This window comes from Micromonospora sp. WMMD812 (assembly GCF_027497215.1).
Classification (GTDB): Bacteria; Actinomycetota; Actinomycetes; order Mycobacteriales; family Micromonosporaceae; genus Micromonospora.
The window spans coordinates 2673281-2690056 of the sequence record NZ_CP114904.1 but is presented as its reverse complement, the minus strand read 5'-3'; the positions used below and the strand labels follow the sequence as shown (position 1 = coordinate 2690056).

Annotated in this window: 18 protein-coding genes; 13 read left to right on the top strand and 5 right to left on the bottom strand. The window is 71.4% G+C overall.

Annotated features, from left to right (window positions below; translation table 11 throughout):
* The 3 genes from O7603_RS12165 to O7603_RS12155 are packed head-to-tail and all read left to right on the top strand — an operon-like array spanning position 1 to position 3583.
* Positions 1 to 684, top strand: coding sequence for a hypothetical protein (locus O7603_RS12165; RefSeq protein WP_281575821.1), 684 nt, complete (start codon positions 1 to 3; stop codon positions 682 to 684).
* Positions 681 to 1247, top strand: coding sequence for a hypothetical protein (locus O7603_RS12160; protein ID WP_281575820.1), 567 nt, complete (start codon positions 681 to 683; stop codon positions 1245 to 1247). Before O7603_RS12165 ends, O7603_RS12160 begins: the two co-directional genes overlap by 4 nt.
* Positions 1244 to 3583: a GMC family oxidoreductase gene (locus O7603_RS12155; protein ID WP_281575819.1), complete on the top strand. Its 2340-nt coding sequence runs from the start codon at positions 1244 to 1246 to the stop codon at positions 3581 to 3583. The genes O7603_RS12160 and O7603_RS12155 overlap by 4 nt, the downstream gene beginning before the upstream one ends.
* Before the next feature lie 62 nt (positions 3584 to 3645).
* Here the strand turns inward: O7603_RS12155 and O7603_RS12150 are convergent, their stop codons facing one another.
* Complete coding sequence (locus O7603_RS12150) at positions 3646 to 5694, bottom strand: glycogen debranching N-terminal domain-containing protein (protein ID WP_281576673.1); 2049 nt, start codon at positions 5692 to 5694, stop codon at positions 3646 to 3648.
* 8 nt (positions 5695 to 5702) lie between these two features.
* On the bottom strand, positions 5703 to 6065 hold the full coding sequence (locus tag O7603_RS12145; protein WP_281575818.1) for an SCP2 sterol-binding domain-containing protein: 363 nt from the start codon (positions 6063 to 6065) through the stop codon (positions 5703 to 5705).
* Positions 6066 to 6374: 309 nt separating this feature from the next.
* On the opposite strand from O7603_RS12145, the gene O7603_RS12140 reads away from it, so the two are divergent.
* The 3 genes from O7603_RS12140 (at position 6375) to O7603_RS12130 (ending at position 9750) form a co-directional block, all read left to right on the top strand.
* A complete protein-coding gene (locus O7603_RS12140) occupies positions 6375 to 7415 on the top strand; it encodes a hypothetical protein (protein ID WP_281575817.1) in 1041 nt (346 codons plus the stop codon).
* Between the two features lie 101 nt (positions 7416 to 7516).
* Positions 7517 to 9295 carry a glycoside hydrolase family 15 protein gene (locus tag O7603_RS12135; protein WP_281575816.1) on the top strand — a complete coding sequence of 593 codons (1779 nt, stop codon included), beginning with the start codon at positions 7517 to 7519 and terminating at the stop codon, positions 9293 to 9295.
* 74 nt (positions 9296 to 9369) lie between these two features.
* Positions 9370 to 9750, top strand: coding sequence for a nuclear transport factor 2 family protein (locus O7603_RS12130; RefSeq protein WP_281575815.1), 381 nt, complete (start codon positions 9370 to 9372; stop codon positions 9748 to 9750).
* A gap of 7 nt (positions 9751 to 9757) precedes the next feature.
* On the opposite strand, the gene O7603_RS12125 is transcribed toward O7603_RS12130, so the two are convergent.
* Entirely contained in the window at positions 9758 to 10717 is a 960-nt protein-coding gene (locus tag O7603_RS12125) for a nitronate monooxygenase (RefSeq protein WP_281575814.1), read from the bottom strand.
* Between the two features lie 121 nt (positions 10718 to 10838).
* Here O7603_RS12125 and O7603_RS12120 point away from each other — a divergent pair, with 121 nt between their 5' ends.
* Genes O7603_RS12120 through O7603_RS12110 form a run of 3 tightly spaced genes read left to right on the top strand, consistent with a single transcriptional unit; the run spans position 10839 to position 14255 of the window.
* Positions 10839 to 11387: a PadR family transcriptional regulator gene (locus O7603_RS12120; RefSeq protein ID WP_281575813.1), complete on the top strand. Its 549-nt coding sequence runs from the start codon at positions 10839 to 10841 to the stop codon at positions 11385 to 11387.
* On the top strand, positions 11362 to 12120 hold the full coding sequence (locus O7603_RS12115; protein WP_281575812.1) for an ABC transporter ATP-binding protein: 759 nt from the start codon (positions 11362 to 11364) through the stop codon (positions 12118 to 12120). The genes O7603_RS12120 and O7603_RS12115 overlap by 26 nt, the downstream gene beginning before the upstream one ends.
* Positions 12117 to 14255 carry an FtsX-like permease family protein gene (locus O7603_RS12110; protein ID WP_281575811.1) on the top strand — a complete coding sequence of 713 codons (2139 nt, stop codon included), beginning with the start codon at positions 12117 to 12119 and terminating at the stop codon, positions 14253 to 14255. The genes O7603_RS12115 and O7603_RS12110 overlap by 4 nt, the downstream gene beginning before the upstream one ends.
* 53 nt (positions 14256 to 14308) lie before the next feature.
* Here the strand turns inward: O7603_RS12110 and O7603_RS12105 are convergent, their stop codons facing one another.
* Positions 14309 to 14737, bottom strand: a complete 429-nt coding sequence (locus O7603_RS12105) for an ester cyclase (protein ID WP_281575810.1) — start codon at positions 14735 to 14737, stop codon at positions 14309 to 14311.
* Between the two features lie 136 nt (positions 14738 to 14873).
* Here O7603_RS12105 and O7603_RS12100 point away from each other — a divergent pair, with 136 nt between their 5' ends.
* The gene (locus O7603_RS12100) at positions 14874 to 15341 is read left to right on the top strand and encodes a hypothetical protein (RefSeq protein WP_281575809.1); all 468 of its coding nucleotides are present in this window, start codon (positions 14874 to 14876) and stop codon (positions 15339 to 15341) included.
* A 42-nt stretch (positions 15342 to 15383) separates the two neighbouring features.
* Here the strand turns inward: O7603_RS12100 and O7603_RS12095 are convergent, their stop codons facing one another.
* Positions 15384 to 15779, bottom strand: coding sequence for a VOC family protein (locus O7603_RS12095; RefSeq protein ID WP_281575808.1), 396 nt, complete (start codon positions 15777 to 15779; stop codon positions 15384 to 15386).
* A 95-nt stretch (positions 15780 to 15874) separates the two neighbouring features.
* Between O7603_RS12095 and O7603_RS12090 the strand changes: the two genes are divergently transcribed.
* The 3 genes from O7603_RS12090 to O7603_RS12080 are packed head-to-tail and all read left to right on the top strand — an operon-like array spanning position 15875 to position 16769.
* The gene (locus O7603_RS12090; protein WP_281575807.1) at positions 15875 to 16354 is read left to right on the top strand and encodes a DUF2975 domain-containing protein; all 480 of its coding nucleotides are present in this window, start codon (positions 15875 to 15877) and stop codon (positions 16352 to 16354) included.
* Complete coding sequence (locus tag O7603_RS12085) at positions 16354 to 16560, top strand: helix-turn-helix transcriptional regulator (protein WP_120681966.1); 207 nt, start codon at positions 16354 to 16356, stop codon at positions 16558 to 16560. Before O7603_RS12090 ends, O7603_RS12085 begins: the two co-directional genes overlap by 1 nt.
* 44 nt (positions 16561 to 16604) lie before the next feature.
* Positions 16605 to 16769: a hypothetical protein gene (locus O7603_RS12080; RefSeq protein ID WP_281575806.1), complete on the top strand. Its 165-nt coding sequence runs from the start codon at positions 16605 to 16607 to the stop codon at positions 16767 to 16769.
* Positions 16770 to 16776: the final 7 nt, after the last annotated feature.

The following is a 16776-nucleotide window of genomic DNA, read 5'->3' as shown; positions in this document are numbered from 1 at the left end:
GTGAATGTCGGCCCGGCCCGGCAAGCCCGACCCGAAGCGCGTTCGCGTTTCTCCTGCGGTCCCGGTGCGGAACTCGGTACGGTGTTGGCGTCGTTTGCGCAGCTGGGAGGGCGGGTGAGCCACGACTACGTTGCCTCGTGGGAGGGCTTCGCCCTCGCCCTCGTCGGGGCGGCGGCCGTGCTGGCCGGTCTCGTCTTCGTGGCTGTGTCGATCAACATCGACCGCATCCTGGCCATCCGCGGCCTGCCCGGGCGGGCCGGGGAGAGCGTGATCCTCTTCCTCGCCGTGTTGTGCGAGTGCGCCTTCGTACTCATCCCGAATCAACCGGTCTCGGCGCTCGGTCTGGAGTTGCTGGTCGCCGGACTGCTGGTCTGGGCTGTCGGTGTGGCGATCGCCGTCCCCGGGTTGCGCGGGCCGACCAGGCAACCGGCCAGTTGGCGTCTCACCCGCTTGATCGGCGTTCATCTGGCCACCGTGCCGGCCGCCCTCGCCGGTGCGTCGCTGCTGGGGTGGCTTCCCGGCGGGCTGTACTGGCTGGCCGGGGCAGTGCTCACCGCCCTTGTCGTCGCGACGGGCAACGCCTGGGTCCTCCTCGTCGAGGTGGTGCGCGACTCGCGCTATCGTCCCGCCGGGCAGGCGGGCGAGACACGCCGCGGATCGCCGGAGCGCGGCGAACCGGCATGAGCGACCAGCCGCGGCGGTTCGCCGAACGCCTCCTCCACCAGCTGCGCCGGGCTCCGGCCGGTCGGATCGCGGCGCTTGCTCACCGCGAGTTCCGCGACACGCTGACCAGCCGGCAGCGCTCGGCGTTGGTCGCCTATCTCACGTACGCGATCACCGTCGCGGCAGTCCGTGGCGTCACGGTCTCCGTCCGCAAGAAGCAGCTGGGACTGCGCGACGTGGTCGTCGGGCCCGTGCACATTCATCACTATCTGCCGGGCATCGCCCTGCTCGCCACGGCCGGGGCCCTCGGGGTGCGTGGGAGCGACAAGCTCGTCGTGCATTGCCTGGCCGGCGCCACCTACGGGGCAGGCTGCGGTCTCGTGACTGACGAGCTGCCGTTGCTCCTTGCCCTGCGCGACGTGTACTGGACCGAGGAAGGCCGGTGGGCGACGGAGCTCATCCTGTCGATCGTCGGCCTCGTCGGGGCCTACTTCACCGCTGTCCCGTTCTGGCGGGCGCTTCGCGTCGACCTGGCTGCCGTGCGCTGGAGAGCGCCGGTCAAACGGTCGGAGGAGGACGCGTGACGCCGACCGCAGCCAGCGCGTCGCGCGCCTCCGACGACGGAGAGTATCTGAGCCGCGACCACGTCGAGGCGCTCGTCATCGGCAGTGGCTTCGGTGGGGCGGTAGCCACCTGCCGGTTGGCGCAGGCCGGCGTGGACGTCGCCGTCATCGAGCGCGGTCGACGCTGGCGGCCGGGCACCTTTCCACGCGATCTGTCCCGTCTCGACGACGGCTGGTTGTGGGTGTGCGAGCACGGGCTCTACGACGTCCGGCCGCTCAACGACATCCTCGCGGTGCAGGCCGCCGGCTACGGCGGTGGCTCGCTGGTCTACGCCAACGTGGCGGCCCGGCCACCGCAGGAGGTCTTCGACGCGGCGCCGTGGCCCGAACCGTACAGCCGAGACATGCTTGAGCCGTACTACGACCTCGTGGCGCACATGCTGGACGTCAGGCCGATACCGCCCGATCCGCGGACCGGCGACCTGCCGCCGAAGACCCGGCTCATGGCACGCGCGGCCGACCAGCTGGGCTTCGCGGCCGGCTTCTTCCATCCCAACCTCGCGATCACGTTCGCGGACGAGGGCCCGGACCAGGTGAACAAGTTCGGCGTCCCGCAGCGCGGCTGCACCTTCGTCGGCGAATGCGACATCGGCTGCAACGTCGGGGCCAAGAACAGCCTTGACCTGAACTACCTGGCCCTCGCCGAGCGGCACGGCGCCCTGGTGGGCACGCGCACCGAGGCCGTACACCTGGCCCGCACCGACGACGGTGGCTACCGCGTCCGCCTGCGCGAGCACGGACGGCCCGGGGCGGGCCGTGACGGCGTCCGGCGCGACATCACCGCCAGATACGTGTTCGTCTGCGCCGGCGCGTTGGGAACCACCGAACTCCTCCTGCGGAGCCGGGACCAGTACCAGACCCTTCCGCATCTCCCTGCCGCGCTCGGCGAGGGGTACTCGGGCAACGGGGATTTCCTCAGTTTCGGGCAGGACATGCGGGAGGTGTTCGAGCCCGGGTCCGGGCCGACCATCACCACCGCTTCGGTGATCCGGGCCGGCGGACGAGAGAAGGACGAGGAGCACTGGTTCGTCCTGGAGGACGGCGGCTACTCCCAACACCTCGCCAAGCTCGTCCACGGGCTTGACCCCGCGCGCCTGCCACCGGAGGTGGGACGCGCCATCAGCACGGGCACCCGGCGGCTTCTCGCCGCCATCCGCGGCACCGGGGCAACCCTCGACCCCGACCGGCGTGACGTCGCCGTCCTGCTCGCCATGGGCCGCGACAACGCTGAGGGGCGCATCGAGTTGAGAGGCGCGAACCACCGCCTGCGCATCACCTGGGACACGACCCGTAGCCACCCGCTGTACGCCGAGGAGCAGGCATTCTCCGCCGACGTCGTGCGGGCGTTCGGCGGGCGTCCGTTCGTGACTCCGACCTGGCGGATGTTCCGTCAGCCGATCACGGTGCACAATCTCGGCGGCGCGCGGATGGGAACGGATCCGAGCACCGGCGTGGTGAACGCCGACGGTGAAGTCTTCGGGCATCCCGGCCTGTACGTCCTGGACGGCGCCGCGCTGCCCGGCCCGACGGGCGGGAATCCGTCCCTCACGATCGCGGCCGTCGCCGAGAGGTGCATCGAGGTGGCCATCCGACGCATCGTCGAGGGCACCCCGGACTGGGTGGCACCGCAGCGGGCACAGGTCGTACGCGGCCCGGTGCCGGAGGACGCGGCCACCCGGGCCGTGGTCGCCCAGCCGCCCCGGCGCCGATCCGGCGCCGGTGTGCGGTTCCGCGAGACCTTGCGGGGCGGCCTGATCACGTCGGCCGGTGACGGTGCGCCGGGCGGGCGGCGAAGGGTCGCGGTGCGGTTGCACGTCGAGGTACCGGACCTCGAACTGTTCCTGGCCGATCCGGCGCACACGGCACGCCTACGCGGAACGGCGCAGGTCGACGGGTTGACCGGGCAGCCCGCGCCGGTCGAAGGCGGCACCCTGCACCTCCTCCCGGCCGTCGACGGCGGGCCACGGCGCACGATGGACTACTCGTTGCCGTTCCGGGACGACCGGGGGGTGCGGTGGCTGCTCCGGGGGTCCAAGCAGGTGGGGCGGCACACGGGTCGGGGGCCGTGGCGGGCGACAACCGTGCTCGACGTGGCCCTCACCAGTCCGGACGACCGGTACGAGTCGTTGGTGCCCACCGGCCGGTTGACCATCTCCGTCGCCGACGTGGTGCGCCTGCTCGCCAGTCTTCGCGCCACCGAGACCACCGGCCGGGAAACGACGGCGACGGTCTTTCGATTCGTCCGGTTCTTCACCACCGAGGTCGCCCGCGCACTGCTCTCCCGACGGGTGAATTGAAAAGCCGCCCACCGGCTGCCCCGTCGTCGACGCGCCGCTGCCGAGGGGTGGTTTCCCGCAACCTACGACTCGACCATGACCGTGCCGCGGCCGTAGGCGTCGCGGCGACCCCACCGCCCGGGTATGTCGAGCAGCTCGATGTGACCGATGTGCTGGGGAAGGGCCGGATTGACCACCAGATTCTCACCTGACGTCTCCAGGCCCAGCATCGTTCGCAAGAGCAGCAGGGGCGCTCCCGCCGACCAGGCCTGCGGGCTGCAGGCGGTCGGAAACTCGACCGGATACCGCGTACGCGTACGGTCGTGCCCCGCGAACGCCTCCGGCAGTCGCCACCCGAAGTAGGGGGCCGCGTCGAGGATTCCGGCGGCGACGCGGGCAGCCTCCGCCTCGTAGCCGTAGCGACGCAGCCCCCACGCGATGAACGAGTTGTCGAACGGCCAGACCGTGCCGACGTGGTAGCCGACCGGGTTGTACCTGCCCTCACCCGTCCCCAAGGTGCGTACCCCCCAGCCTGAGAACAGTGCCGGACCGAGCAGGTGCCGCACCACGGCGTCCGCCTTCTCCGCGTCGACGATGCCGCTCCAGAGCAGGTGCCCCATGTTCGAGGCGAGCGCGTCGATCCTGCTGCCGTCGGCGTCCAGGCCGAGGGCGTAACACTGCCGTTCGTCGAGCCAGAACTCGTCGTTGAAGCGCCGTTTGAGATCGGCGGCCTCCGCCTCCAGCTTCTCGGCGAAGGCCCCGTCGTCCCAGAAGAGGCGAGCCAGCCGGGCGGCACGCGTCTTCGCGTCGTACGCGTAGCCCTGAAGCTCGCAGGTCGCCCGCGGAAATCCGGGCAGCCGACCGTCCCGGTAGGAGATCGCGTCCCACGAGTCCTTCCAGCACTGGTTCTCCAAGCCGGTCTGCTCATTGCGACGCCGATAGGAGAGGTAGCCGTTGCCCATGAGGTCGCCGTGCTCGTCGATCCACTCCAGCGCCGCCCGGGCCTCGTACTCGAACTGGCGCACGAGGTCGGCGTCGCCGGTCCACCGTTCGTACTCGTCGAGCAGCACGACGAACAGCGGTGTCGCGTCCGCGCTGCCGTAATAGGGCGAGTGGGGCTGCTCCTCGAACGCGGCCGTCTCCCCGAACCGCAGCTCGTGGACGATCCGTCCGCGTTCCTCCTCGCGGAAATCGTCCCGGCGGGTTCCCTGCCGCGATCCCAGCTCCCGTAGAGCCGTCGCCGCGAGTTCCGGCTGGAACGGCAGCGCCTGCAAGCTGGTGAAGATGCTGTCGCGCCCGAAGATGCTCATGAACCACGGCAGGCCGGCGGCCGGCAGGCTCTGCCCCGCGGAGGTGGGCGCCACGAAGCGCAGCGCGGCGAGGTCGACCAGGCTGCGTTCGTACGTGTGCTTCAACGGATCCCAGTCACACTCCAGGCGCGGCGCCCTCGCCAGCCAATCGTGCAGATCCTCGGCCCTAGTCCGGCCGGCGCGCGCCCGACTCTCCTCCGGCATCAACCGCAGCTTCCGTCCGGCCAGGCCGATGATCGTGGGGACTACCCGTAGCTCCGTCGTCCACTCCTGCTTCGGCTCGATGTGGACGGTGAAGGTCAGTCCATGCTCGTCGACCTGAGCCGGTGCCGTGGCCGAGACGACGGTCTGGCGGTGGAACTGCTCGCGGGTGTACTCGAGCACCAAGCGCCCGTCCTCCGCCTGCGCGTGGTACGTGCCCTTCTTCGCCAGGGAACCCTTGACCTCGAACAGATCGGCGAAGTCGCAGGCCGCCCGGAATCGGACCGTGAGGTCGACCGGCTCCTCGCCGTGGTTGAGGATCGTGAGCTCCTCGCGGAACCCCTCGGATACCGCGCGCTGGCGGATCACCGAAACCTTCGGGTCGACGCCCACCCGTCCGGAGTCCAGGACGAGGAAGAACCGGGTCTCGAAGTACTGCAGGTCATCGAGCGATTGAGCGGTCAACCGCCTACCGTCGATGGTCATGACCCACGTGGACAGAAAACGGGTGTCAAAGGAGAAGAGCCCACTCGGGTCGGTGGGCGAGGCGTCGATGTCACCACGGGTGTCACTGACCACGAACGTGTTTCCGGCCAGGATGTTGACCCGGTCTCCAGCCATCGCCACGGTCATCCTCCGCTCGTGGCCAGCCACCTCTCGGCCGACGCGTGTGGCCCGGGAAAGAGCCGTTCGAGCAGAACGAGCAGCGCGATGTCCCCTTCGGCGGACATCTCGCCGCGGAGCAACGCGGTCATCAGGTTCTGTCCGCCGCCGGCGATACGGTCGAACAACTCCCAGCCGGCGCGCACCACTCCGTCGGCTTCCATGTTCTCCCGTGACACCCGGATTGCGCCGTTGTCGACCCTGACGTACCAGTGTTGGGTGCAGAGCCCCCGCACGATCTCGAAACGCACCGTGCCGGTCGCCTTCGCCAACAGCGGCTCGAATCCGCGCCGGTCCAACGCGTCGAAGAAGGCTTCGGTGCGACTCATGACGCCGACTACCCTTCAGTCCGCGCCATTAAGCCTGGAGTTCGGCCGGCACGGGCCGACGGCAGCGGGCTGCGCTCGCCGCTCCGGCCGATCGTGCGGGTCGTTGCGACGTTCGGCCTGCGGTGATGACGTCACGACAGGTCTCGTCGCCTTTCGCGGGATGACGGTATGGACTTTTGGCCCATGGTGAGTAAGGTCAACTAGCTGTCCGCACCTGCGCTCACCCGGAGGCCGGCGACCGTGGCCGAGAGATCGACCCCTCGTTCCGCCGAACGGGCTGACCAAGATCACGACGACCCGGCGCGAGTCGTGGACAGCTGGATCTCTCGACGCTCGCGGCTGGAAGCAAGTGATTCCGACCCGTCGTTCGGCTGGCAGAACAGCGGCGCGCCGCAGGGGCACGAGGCCGTGTCCGCCCCGTACGAGGAGGCGTACCCGCCCGCGGACGCGTACCCGGAGCCCGAAGCGCGACACGCACGGCACCGGGCGCACCCGCCGCACGAGGCTGAGCGCGAGCTGTACGAGCAGGCCCAGCGGTGGGCGGAACCGCAGGCCTACCCGGAAGCGGCGTACTACGCGCCCGACCAGTACGACGCGCAGCAGGTCGGGTACGCCCAATCGGAGGCGGACCACGCCCACGAGGACCCCCGCGACGGTCACGCCAGCCGCGACGAGTACCGCCAGGGGGCGGGCGCCCCGGACCCGAGGGCGGACGAGGGGCGGCCCGGGCGCAAGCACGCTCGGGACGTCCCGGTTCCCCCGCCGCCGGCCACCCACCGGCGGCGCTGGCTGATCCCGGTCGGCGCGCTCGCGTTGGGGGCGCTGCTCGGCTCTCTGATGTTCACCTGGGGGGCCGGTCGGTCGCCGGAAGGCGGACTGCCCGTGGCGGCGGCCACCATCCCGGCGGGCCCGGCCGACGAGCCGATCACCTTTCCGGAGCTCTCGTCGACGCCGCCCGACTCCGCGACACCACCCAGCCCCTCCGCCACGCCCAGCGCCACACCGTCGGTCACGCCGTCCGCCACGCCCAGCGCCACACCGTCGGTCACGCCGTCCGCCAGGCCGACCCCGACGCCCGGTGGGGCCACGCCCACACCGACCGCGAGCGCCGGCCCCGTCCTGCTCGGCCCGTCGGGCAGGCGCGGGGTCGAGAACATGGCGCAGCGGTACTGCGATCAGCACGTCGGCGGGTCGGCGGACGCCCGCAGCGACGGTCGTTGGCAATGTACGAGGCTTCTCTCCTCGTCCATCGTCGACATGGACGTCGCCTGCCGCGACTCGTACGATCCAGCCGCCTTCGCACGGAACTCCGACCCGGGTGACGCGTACGCCTGGCGGTGCTTCCGCTGATCACTCCGGACCGACCGGTCGTCTAGCTGCTCGACGTGGTGGGCAAGCCGGGCGGCTGAGCCACGAGGCATAGCGGGCCAGAACCGGGGTAGTCGCGCCGGGTGTCCGAGTTCGCCATCGCCGACTACGGTCTGCTGTCCGACTGCGCGTCGGCGGCGCTGGTCAGCCGGGGCGGCTCGATCGACTGGTGGTGCCCGGGCCGGTTCGACGCGCCGTCGGTCTTCGGCCGGCTGCTCGATCCCGAGGCGGGGCATTGGGCGCTCAGTCCGGTGGCGGCCGGGTCGGGTGGGCGCAGTGAGCGGGCCTACGTCGACGGCACGTTGGTGTTGCGGACCGTGCACCACACCGGCGGCGGCAAAGTCGCGGTGACCGAGGCGCTGGTGGCCGAGCCGGGCGCGCGCGGGCACGAACTGGGCCGCAACTCGCCGGCGGTGCTGGCCCGGGTCGTCGAGGGGCTGACCGGCACGGTGCGGATGCGCTGCGAGTTCGTTCCCCGTCCGGAGTACGGGCTGGTCACGCCGTATCTGCACTGTGCGGGCGGCCGGGTGCAGGTCGGCGCGGGTCCGCTGGAACTGACGCTGCGGGCTCCGGTGCGCCTGGACTGTGCGCACGGCCGGGCGTACGGCGAGTTCGACGTCGTCGCCGGCCAGGTGCTGGGTTTCGACCTGGCACACGCGCCGGCGTACGGCCCCCCGCCGCGGGAGTTGGATCCGGTGGCGTCGCTCGCCGACACGGTGGAGGCGTGGCGCGCTCTGCGGGAGATGCACGAGTACGACGGCCGCTACGCCGACCTCGTCCGGCGCAGCGCCCTGGTGGTGCAGGGCCTGACCTACCGGCCCAGTGGTGCGGTGGTCGCCGCCGTCACCACCTCGCTGCCGGAGCGGCTCGGCGGCAGGGACAACTATGACTACCGGTACGCCTGGCTGCGGGATTTCGACGTGACGATGCGCGCCCTCTGGGTGGCCGCCTGCCCGGACGACACCAGCCGGCTCTTCGACTGGGCCGCCCGCTCCGCCGGTCGCAGCGGCGACGAACCGGTGCCGATCATGTACGGGGTCGCGGGCGAGCGGGACCTCTCCGAGTATTCCCTCGACCACCTGCGCGGGTACGCCGGCAGCCGCCCGGTGCGGGTCGGCAACGACGCCTGGCGGCAGCGGCAGCAGGACGTGCCCGGCGGCGTGCTGCTCAGCGCGTATCTGATCCGCGACCGGCTCGGCGAACTCTCGCCGGAGTCGCAGGCGCTGCTGGTCGGTCTCGCCGAGCAGGCCACCCAGTGGCGGAAGGCGGACGCCGGCATGTGGGAGGCACGCGGGCCGGGGCGGCACTACCTGGCGTCGAAGGCGTTGTGCTGGGGTGCGCTGGACGGCGCGGTCAAGCTCGCGCCGATGCTCGGCCAGCGCGCGGATCCGCAGCGATGGGCGGCCATCCGCGACGAGATCCGGACCGTGGTGCTGCGGGACGGCTGGAACGAGCAGGTCGGCGCCTACACCGGAGCCATCGGCTCCGCGGAGCTGGACGCGTCGGTCCTCGTCCTGCCGTTCACCGGCATCGTGTCGGCCACCGAACCCCGGATGCGCGCCACCATCGACGCCATCGCGGAGCGGTTGACGACCAACGGGCTGGTCCGGCGCTGGCCCGACGACCCGGCCGGCTTCGTGGTGTGCACGTTCTGGCTGGTCGAGTGTCTGGCGATGGCCGGCGAGATGGAGCGCGCCACCGACCTGTTCGAACGCACCGCCGCCCGCGCCAACGACCTCGGGCTGTTCGCCGAACAGATCGACCCCCACACCGGAGCGCACGTCGGCAACACCCCGCTGGCGCTCTCCCACGCCGGTCTCATCGGCGCGGCCTGGCGGCTCACCACGCCCAGCTTCCGTTGACCCACGGGGCAGTGTCGCCACGCATGGCCCGAATCCCCGGTCGGACGCCTCGTTCCGTGGCAAGGTGGGTGCTCGTGGACAGAGAGCAGGTGACCGGCTGGCTCGGGGCCTACGAACAGGCGTGGCGGGCGCCGGGGACGGAGCGGCTCGCCACGATCTTCACCGCGGACGCGAGCTATCTGCAGGGCCCGTACCGGACGCCGGTCATCGGCCTGCCGGACATCGCCAGGATGTGGGAAGACGAGCGCGAGGGCCCGGACGAGGTGTTCCGGATGAGGAGCGACATCGTCGCGGTCGACGGCGACACGGCGGTGGTGCGGGTGGAAGTCCGCTACGGCGACCCGGTCGACCAGGAGTACCGCGACCTGTGGGTCATGCGTTTCGCCGCGGACGGGCGCTGCAGGTCGTTCGAGGAGTGGCCCTTCTGGCCGGCGCAGCCGACCGCCGGCGGCTGACCCTCGGTCACTGCCGTCCGGCTCGGGCCAGGGCCTGCTCGGCCTGAGCGGCGAGGGCGGCAACAAGATCAGCCGCCGGGGGCAGGTCGGTGACGAGGTCGAGGGCCTCGCCGGCCCAGATCGGCAGAGGCGGCAGCTCGCCTCGCGCCACCCCGGCCTGATACGCCTGTTGCGCCCCGGCGTCGGCGGCGAGTTCGACCTCCCGGTCCCGCCACTGGTCAAGGTACGGATGGCCGAGCGTGCGCGCCGTGTACTTCGACGGCCAGCGGGACCCTCGTGCGATATCGAGGACGCGGCTGCGCTCCGTGTCCTGCCCGCGTCCGCGGACGATCGCCTGGGAGATCGAGGGGTCGACGAGGGCCTCGGTGGTGGCCTGGAATCGGGTGCCGATGAGCGCCCCGGCGGCCCCCAGCGCCAGGGCGGCGGCCACGCCCCGGCCGTCGGCGATCCCACCGGCCGCGAGCACCGGCACCGGTGCCGCCAGGTCCACCACGATCGGCACGAACGGCAGCGTGGAACGCCCCTGCCGGGCGCCGTGCCCACCGCTCTCGGTGCCCTGCGCCACGATGACGTCGGCGCCCAGGTCCACCGCCTCCCTGGCCTCCTCCAGGTCGGTGACCTGAATGATCAGCGCCGCGCCGGCGTCACGGACGAGTTCGACGAACGGCCTCGGGTCTCCGAAGGACAACATCACAGCGGCGGGGTTGTGCTCCAGCGCCTGCTCGACCGCCTCGACACCCGCCGCCCAGCTCAGGAACCCGACACCCCACGGCTTCGCGCATTCCGCCACGATCGGCAGCTCGCGGGCCAGCCAGTCCCGATCCCCGTTCGCACCGCCCAGCAACCCCAGCCCGCCGCCGCGAGAGACGGCCGCGGCCAGCGCGCCACCGGCCGATCCGCCCATCGGCGCCACCGCGATCGGGTGCCGCACGCCGAACAACGTGGTGAAAGCCGTCGACAACGCCATGGCCGTCATCATCGCCCCGCTGACCCCTCGCGGCCAGGATCTTCGCGCCCGCCGACCGTGCGACCTCTCGTCGATGCCGAACGTATTGTCTGCGGGTATACCCGATGGGTATAGTCCGGACGTGACCATCTCCTACGCGTTGCTCGGGCTGCTCGAGGGGGCGAACCGGCACGGCTACGACCTCAAGCAGTCGTACGACCGGCGGTTCGCCGCCGCCAAGCCGATCCGGTTCGGCCAGGTCTACCGCACGCTGGCCCAGCTCGAGCGCGACGGCCGGGTGACGGTCGTCGGGGTCGAGGCCGGCGCCGGGCCCGACCGCAAGCGCTACTCCATCACGCCCGAGGGCGTCACCGACCTCGACAGCTGGCTGGCCGAGCCGGAGGCGCCGCAACCCCAGCTCCAGTCCGTGCTGTTCACCAAGGTCGTGCTGGCGCTGATGTCCGGCCGCCCGGCGGCCGAATACCTGGACGCGCAGCGGACCACGCATCTCGCCGCGATGAAGGAGCTGACCGCGGCCCGGCGCCGGGCGGGGTCCACGCAGGACTCTCTGCTCCACGACTACCAGCTGTTCCACATCGAGGCGGATCTGCGCTGGCTCGACCACACCGAGTCGCGCCTGTCGACCCTGGCCGAGGAGGTGCGCGATGGCACCGATTCTCGTCGGGCGTGAGCTGCACAAATCCTACGGCCTGACCCCGGCGCTGCGTGGCGCCAGCATCGCGGTGGACGAGGGGGAGATCGTCGCGGTGATGGGGGCCAGCGGCTCCGGCAAGTCGACCCTGCTGCACTGTCTCGCCGGCGTCCTCGGACCGGACAAGGGCGAGGTGTACTTCGCCGGCAAGCGGATCGACCGGCTGCCGGACCGGCGCCGGGTGCAGTTGCGGCGTGGCGCCTTCGGGCTCGTGTACCAGTTCGGGCAGTTGGTGCCGGAGCTGCCGGCCGTGGAGAACATCGCGCTCCCGCTGCTGCTCGCCGGGCAACCTCGGCGTACGGGTGTCTCCGAGGCGCGGGCATGGCTGACCCGGATGGGCCTGTCCGGCCTGGGGGACCGCCTGCCGGGCGAACTCTCCGGCGGGCAGGGCCAGCGGGTCGCCCTGGCGAGGGCGCTGATCGGGCGGCCGAGGGTGGTCTTCGCCGACGAGCCGACGGGCTCGCTCGACTCGGTCGGCGCCGACCAGGTGATGGAGTTGCTCGTCGACACGGCGAGAGAGCAGGGCAGCACCGTGCTCGTGGTCACCCACGAGCCGCGCGTGGCGGGTTTCGCCGACCGTACGGTCCTGATGCGCGACGGCGTCGAGTCGGTTCGGGTCAACATCGTCGATCCGACGGTCGCCACCGGTGGTGACTCGGTGCGGGTCACCGCGTCGGACGTGGACCTGCCGGCCGACAGGATGTCGTGGTGAGCCGGACGCTGCGCCTCGGGCTGCGGCTGGCCCTGGGCGGTGGCCGGGAAGGTCTCGTCCGACTGGTCTTCATGGCGGTCGGGGTCGGCCTCGGCGTCGCGCTGCTGCTGCTTAGCCTGACCGCACCGCACGCCCTGTCCGGCCGGTTCGAGCGCATGGCCTGGCAGGACGCGGCCTACTCCGCGCTGAGCCCGGAGACCGACGACGACCCGGTCGCGGAGTCGGCCGACGGGGCGCTGTTCCTCGCGGTGAGCGACTACCACGACGGTCGGCCGATGACCCGCGCCTACCTGGCGGCGCTCGGGGACGACCCGCCCGTGCCGCCGGGCCTCTCCCGCGCGCCCGGGCCGGGCGAGATCGCCGCATCACCGGCACTGGTCCGACTGCTGGGGTCCACTCCGGACGAGGAACTCGACGCCCGGTTCCCGGGCCGGGTCACGATGGTGATCGGCCCCGAGGGGCTGGCCCACGACAACGAGCTCGTCGGTGTCATCGGCCGGACGCCGCAGCAGTTGGCGGGCGTGCGCTCGGTCGGCGAGGTGCACGGGTTCGCCGAGGTACGCCCGGGCGGGTGGGCGATCGTCGCCATCCTGGCGTTCTTCGTGCTCGCGGGCTCGACGCTGGTCCTGGTCCCGGTCGTGATCCTCATCGTCGTGGTGACCCGGGTCGCCTGGCGGCAGCGGGAACAGCGACTCGCCGCGATCCGGCTCGTCGGCGCCACCCAGTCCCAGATCTCGCTGGTGGCCGCGGCCGAGGTCGGGGTCGCGGCCGTCGGGGGATCCGCCCTGGGCTGGGCGCTCTACGAGGTGGGCCGGCGGACACTGTCCGCCACCATCACGTTCCAGTACGGGCACTTCTGGCTCCCGGACGTGGCCGTGCCACCGTCCTGGCTGGTCGGGATCCTGCTGGGCGCGCCGCTACTGGTGATGCTCACGGCCATCGCGTCGCTGCGCGGCGTCCACGTGCGTCCGCTCGCGGTGCAGCGGCAGTCGCGGCGGCGCCGCCCGTCGCCCTGGTTGGTCGCGCTGCTGGTCCTGGCGCTCGGTGGACAGTTCGCCGTCCTGCCCTTCCGGGACCGGCTGACGGCACCCACCGAGGACGGGTCCCCACCGCCGCTCGCGGCGATCGGGGCGCTGCTGGCCCTGTCGGCCGTCGTGGGCTTCGTCCTCGTCGGGCCGTGGCTCGTCACCGTGGTCGGCCGGGGCGTCGCACGGCTGAGCCGGTCAGTGCCCAGCCTGCTGGCCGCACGCCGCATCGCCGAGAACCCGCAGGCCACGTTCTACTCGGTCGCCGCCGTAGGGCTGGCCGCCCTCGGACTGGCCTACCTCAGCTGCACGGTCGCGATCACCGCCGGTCCGAACACGTCCGGCGACCTGGACGGGCCGTGGACCGCGTCGATGCGCCCCGGCGTGGTCTCGGTCATGACCGGCGGCGTGTCGACCGAGACGGTCCAGCCGTTGCTGTCCGACGGCGCGGTGGCGCTCCGGCGGGGCTACGGCGGTGACCTGACCGTACGATGCGCCGAACTCACCCGCGTGCTCTCCGTCACCTGCCCGTTGACTCCGAACAACGGGTTCGCCGAGCAGTTCTCCGACTCCAGCGCCTCCATCGACCTCATCCTCGTCCCCACCGATGGGTCGCTGGCGGCGGAGAACCGCGTCCGGACCCGGGCGGCGAATCTCGTGCCGAACGCGATCATCAACAGCAACCGTGACCCCATCGACTACAACCTGGAGACGTTCTTCCGGGACCTGGACCGCCTGGCGGCGGTGGCCGCCCTGTTCGTGCTGCTCGTGGGGGCCTTCGGGCTGGCGGCGTCGATGGTCGGTGGTGTCGTCGAGCGCCGGCGGCCGTTCGCGCTGCTGCGCGCCTCCGGCGTGTACCTCGGCGAGCTGCGCCGCGCGGTGATGCTGGAGACCGCGGCGACCATGGCGGTGGTATCGGTCGCCGGTGTCGGGATCGGCATGCTGCTCGCGTACGGCTCGGCCCGCCAGGGCGGTGTGGACTGGCGCTGGCCGGTGCCGGAGATGTACGCCTTCATCGGTGGCGGAGTGCTCGCCGCGCTGCTCTTCTCGACCCTCGCCCTGCCCCTGCTGAGCCTCACCACCCGGCACGACACCGTCCGCTTCGAGTAGCCCCCGAACGGCGACAGTCGGTGGTCGGGTTGTGCCGGCGGGCCGCGCACCCGTCAGGAATCGTCCCGGAGTTGGGCGAGCAGACCGGCCCGGTCGATCTGCATCCAGTACTCCGTGATCAGCCCGTCCTCGACCTGGTAGACGACGGAGTTGATCTGGCGCACGGTCCGGCCGGTCGGGAGGATCCCGTCCACGGTCTCGAGGTGACGGCCCACCTGAGCCAGCCGGACATACGCACGCGCGCCATCAACCAGGAACTCTTCGACGGTGACGTCGAAGGCACCCCAGGTGGCGGTCATTTCTCGGACGTGCTCGGCGTAGTCGTCCGGGGTCCGTTCGATGGTGGCCAGGTCCTCGGACTGCACCTGGTGGGCACGCACCACCGGGCTCATGAACTCCGCCGCCCGCTGCGGCTCTCGCCCGGAGCGGACGTGCCGAAGGAAGTCCCCGACGACGCGACGCGTCACCTCGCTGTTGCTCATGACGTCACCCTGGCATCGGCGCGATCGGGACGGGAAGCGTGTCGCGAGGTGCCCTCACTCACCCCACACGGACGTATGCTTGCCGGCCGAAGATCGAACGATGGTGGGGCGTGTGCCGGTGAGTCGGGTCCGCGTGGTGAGCCACGCTGTCATGGTGGCCGTGGTGGGCTTGTCCGTCGGCGGCTGTGGCCGGCTGGGCGACGCCATGTCGGGGGATCCCGCCCGCGACTGTCATCCGGATCCGGAGACGGTCGCCGCGCTGCGTCAGGAGCCGGTGTTGACCCGGACGCCACCAGGCGCCGTCCCGACATCGGTAACCGAGTCCGTCAGCTGCGGTTGGGACGGTACGCACACGCCCGACCTTGGAATGCTCGAACGGGAGATCGCCGGCGCCGGCGCCGCCGGGGACGTCTCCCGCTTCTATGCCGATCTCGCCCGATCCAGCGGCTGGGAGGCGTTCGACCAGCCCAGCCACGTCTACGACGCCAACAAGTCGGACGGGACGGCGTGCACGTGGCTCCTCCAGGTGCTCAGCGCCGCCGAGGGGACATATCGCGTGCGGATCACCTACACGCCTCGGGACCTGCGCCCCACCTGCCTCTGACTCCGCTCGCTGACTCCGCGCGGATCTCCCGACGGACGCGGCTCAGCCGGTCGCCCGGCCCGGCGCCGGCCGAGGGCAGAGGCAGAACGGGTGGCCGGCGGGGTCGGCCAGCACGCGGAAGGCCGCGCCGTCGGGTTGCCCGGCCAACATCGTCCCACCGAGTTCGAGGACCATCCGCTCGGCCTCGTCCAGGTCGTCGACGCGCAGGTGCAGGTGGAACTGCATGGACGAGGCGGGGTCGGGCCAGGTCGGCGGTTGGTGCCCGGGCGCCAACTGGAACGAGAGGTGCAGTGGAGCGTCCGCACTCGGCCCGATGGAATACCAGTCCGGGGAGGCGTACACGACCGGCCAGCCGGTGACCGCGCTGTAGAAGGCGGCCAGCGCGGCCGGGTCGGGGCACTCCAGGGCGATGCCGCTGAGTTGGCCGATGCCTGCCACGCGCTGAGCGTACCGCCGCGTAGCGCGAGGAGGTGGCTGCCGCCTGATGAACCGAACCTATTGACTTTCGATAGGTAACGAGCGAAACTCGATACATGTTGACAGAGCACCGCGCGGTGGGCCCGCTCAAGATCTTCCTTGCGTTGCTGTTCGGGATCCTGGTCGTGTTCCAGACCCTCTCGCTTCCCGGGCAGTTCGCGCACATGGCCGAGGAGTCCCCGGACTCTGCCTACCTCAGGTGGCCGGCGACCGCCGTGACGGTGTTCTGGGTGCTGTGCATCCAGGTGGTGATCGTCTGCACCTGGAAGCTGCTCACCCTGGTCAAGAAGGACCGCATCTTCAGCGAGGCCTCCATGGCGTGGGTGGACGCGATCGTCTGGGCGATCGTCGCCGCCTGGGTGGTGCTGCTGGGCGTGTTCCTGTACGTCGGCGTCAACGCGGACGACCCCGGGCTGCCGCTCCTGCTGTTCCTGATGCTGGTCGGGGTCGCGGTGCTGGGGCTGCTGATGGTGGTGATGCGCGCGCTGCTGCGGCAGGCCACCACGCTGCGCACCGACATGGAAGCGGTGATCTGATGCCCATCGTCGTGCGCATCGACGTCCAACTGGCCAAACGCAAGATGAGCGTCGGCGAGTTCGCCGAACGCGTCGGGCTCACCCCGGCCAACGTCGCCGTGCTGAAGAACGGCCGTGCCAAGGCCGTCCGGTTCAGCACCCTGGAGGCCATGTGCCGGGTGCTCGACTGCCAGCCCGGCGACCTGCTCGAGTGGGTCGACGAATGAACCGTGACACGCCGGCGGGTTCCGTCGCCGAGAAGGAGAGCACCATGAAATACGTCCTTGCCCTCGTCGCCCTCCTCGCCATCGCGATCGGCGTCGGCGGCATCCTGTACGGCGAGGCCGATGACTCGCCGGGCCTCCAACTCCTGGGTGGAGCGCTCGTGGTCGGCGCGTTCGCGTTCGGCGTGCGGATCGCCCGACGCGACAGGTAGCGCGGGG

What these genes read in the sequence shown, in the direction of transcription:
- O7603_RS12160 (WP_281575820.1), top strand. Translation starts at nt 681, where the DNA reads ATGAGCGACCAGCCGCGGCGGTTCGCCGAACGCCTCCTCCACCAGCTG.
- O7603_RS12150 (WP_281576673.1), bottom strand. Translation starts at nt 5,694, where the DNA reads ATGGCTGGAGACCGGGTCAACATCCTGGCCGGAAACACGTTCGTGGTC.
- O7603_RS12145 (WP_281575818.1), bottom strand. Translation starts at nt 6,065, where the DNA reads ATGAGTCGCACCGAAGCCTTCTTCGACGCGTTGGACCGGCGCGGATTC.
- O7603_RS12125 (WP_281575814.1), bottom strand. Translation starts at nt 10,717, where the DNA reads ATGGCGTTGTCGACGGCTTTCACCACGTTGTTCGGCGTGCGGCACCCG.
- O7603_RS12115 (WP_281575812.1), top strand. Translation starts at nt 11,362, where the DNA reads ATGGCACCGATTCTCGTCGGGCGTGAGCTGCACAAATCCTACGGCCTG.
- O7603_RS12105 (WP_281575810.1), bottom strand. Translation starts at nt 14,737, where the DNA reads ATGAGCAACAGCGAGGTGACGCGTCGCGTCGTCGGGGACTTCCTTCGG.
- O7603_RS12090 (WP_281575807.1), top strand. Translation starts at nt 15,875, where the DNA reads ATGTTGACAGAGCACCGCGCGGTGGGCCCGCTCAAGATCTTCCTTGCG.
- O7603_RS12085 (WP_120681966.1), top strand. Translation starts at nt 16,354, where the DNA reads ATGCCCATCGTCGTGCGCATCGACGTCCAACTGGCCAAACGCAAGATG.
- O7603_RS12080 (WP_281575806.1), top strand. Translation starts at nt 16,605, where the DNA reads ATGAAATACGTCCTTGCCCTCGTCGCCCTCCTCGCCATCGCGATCGGC.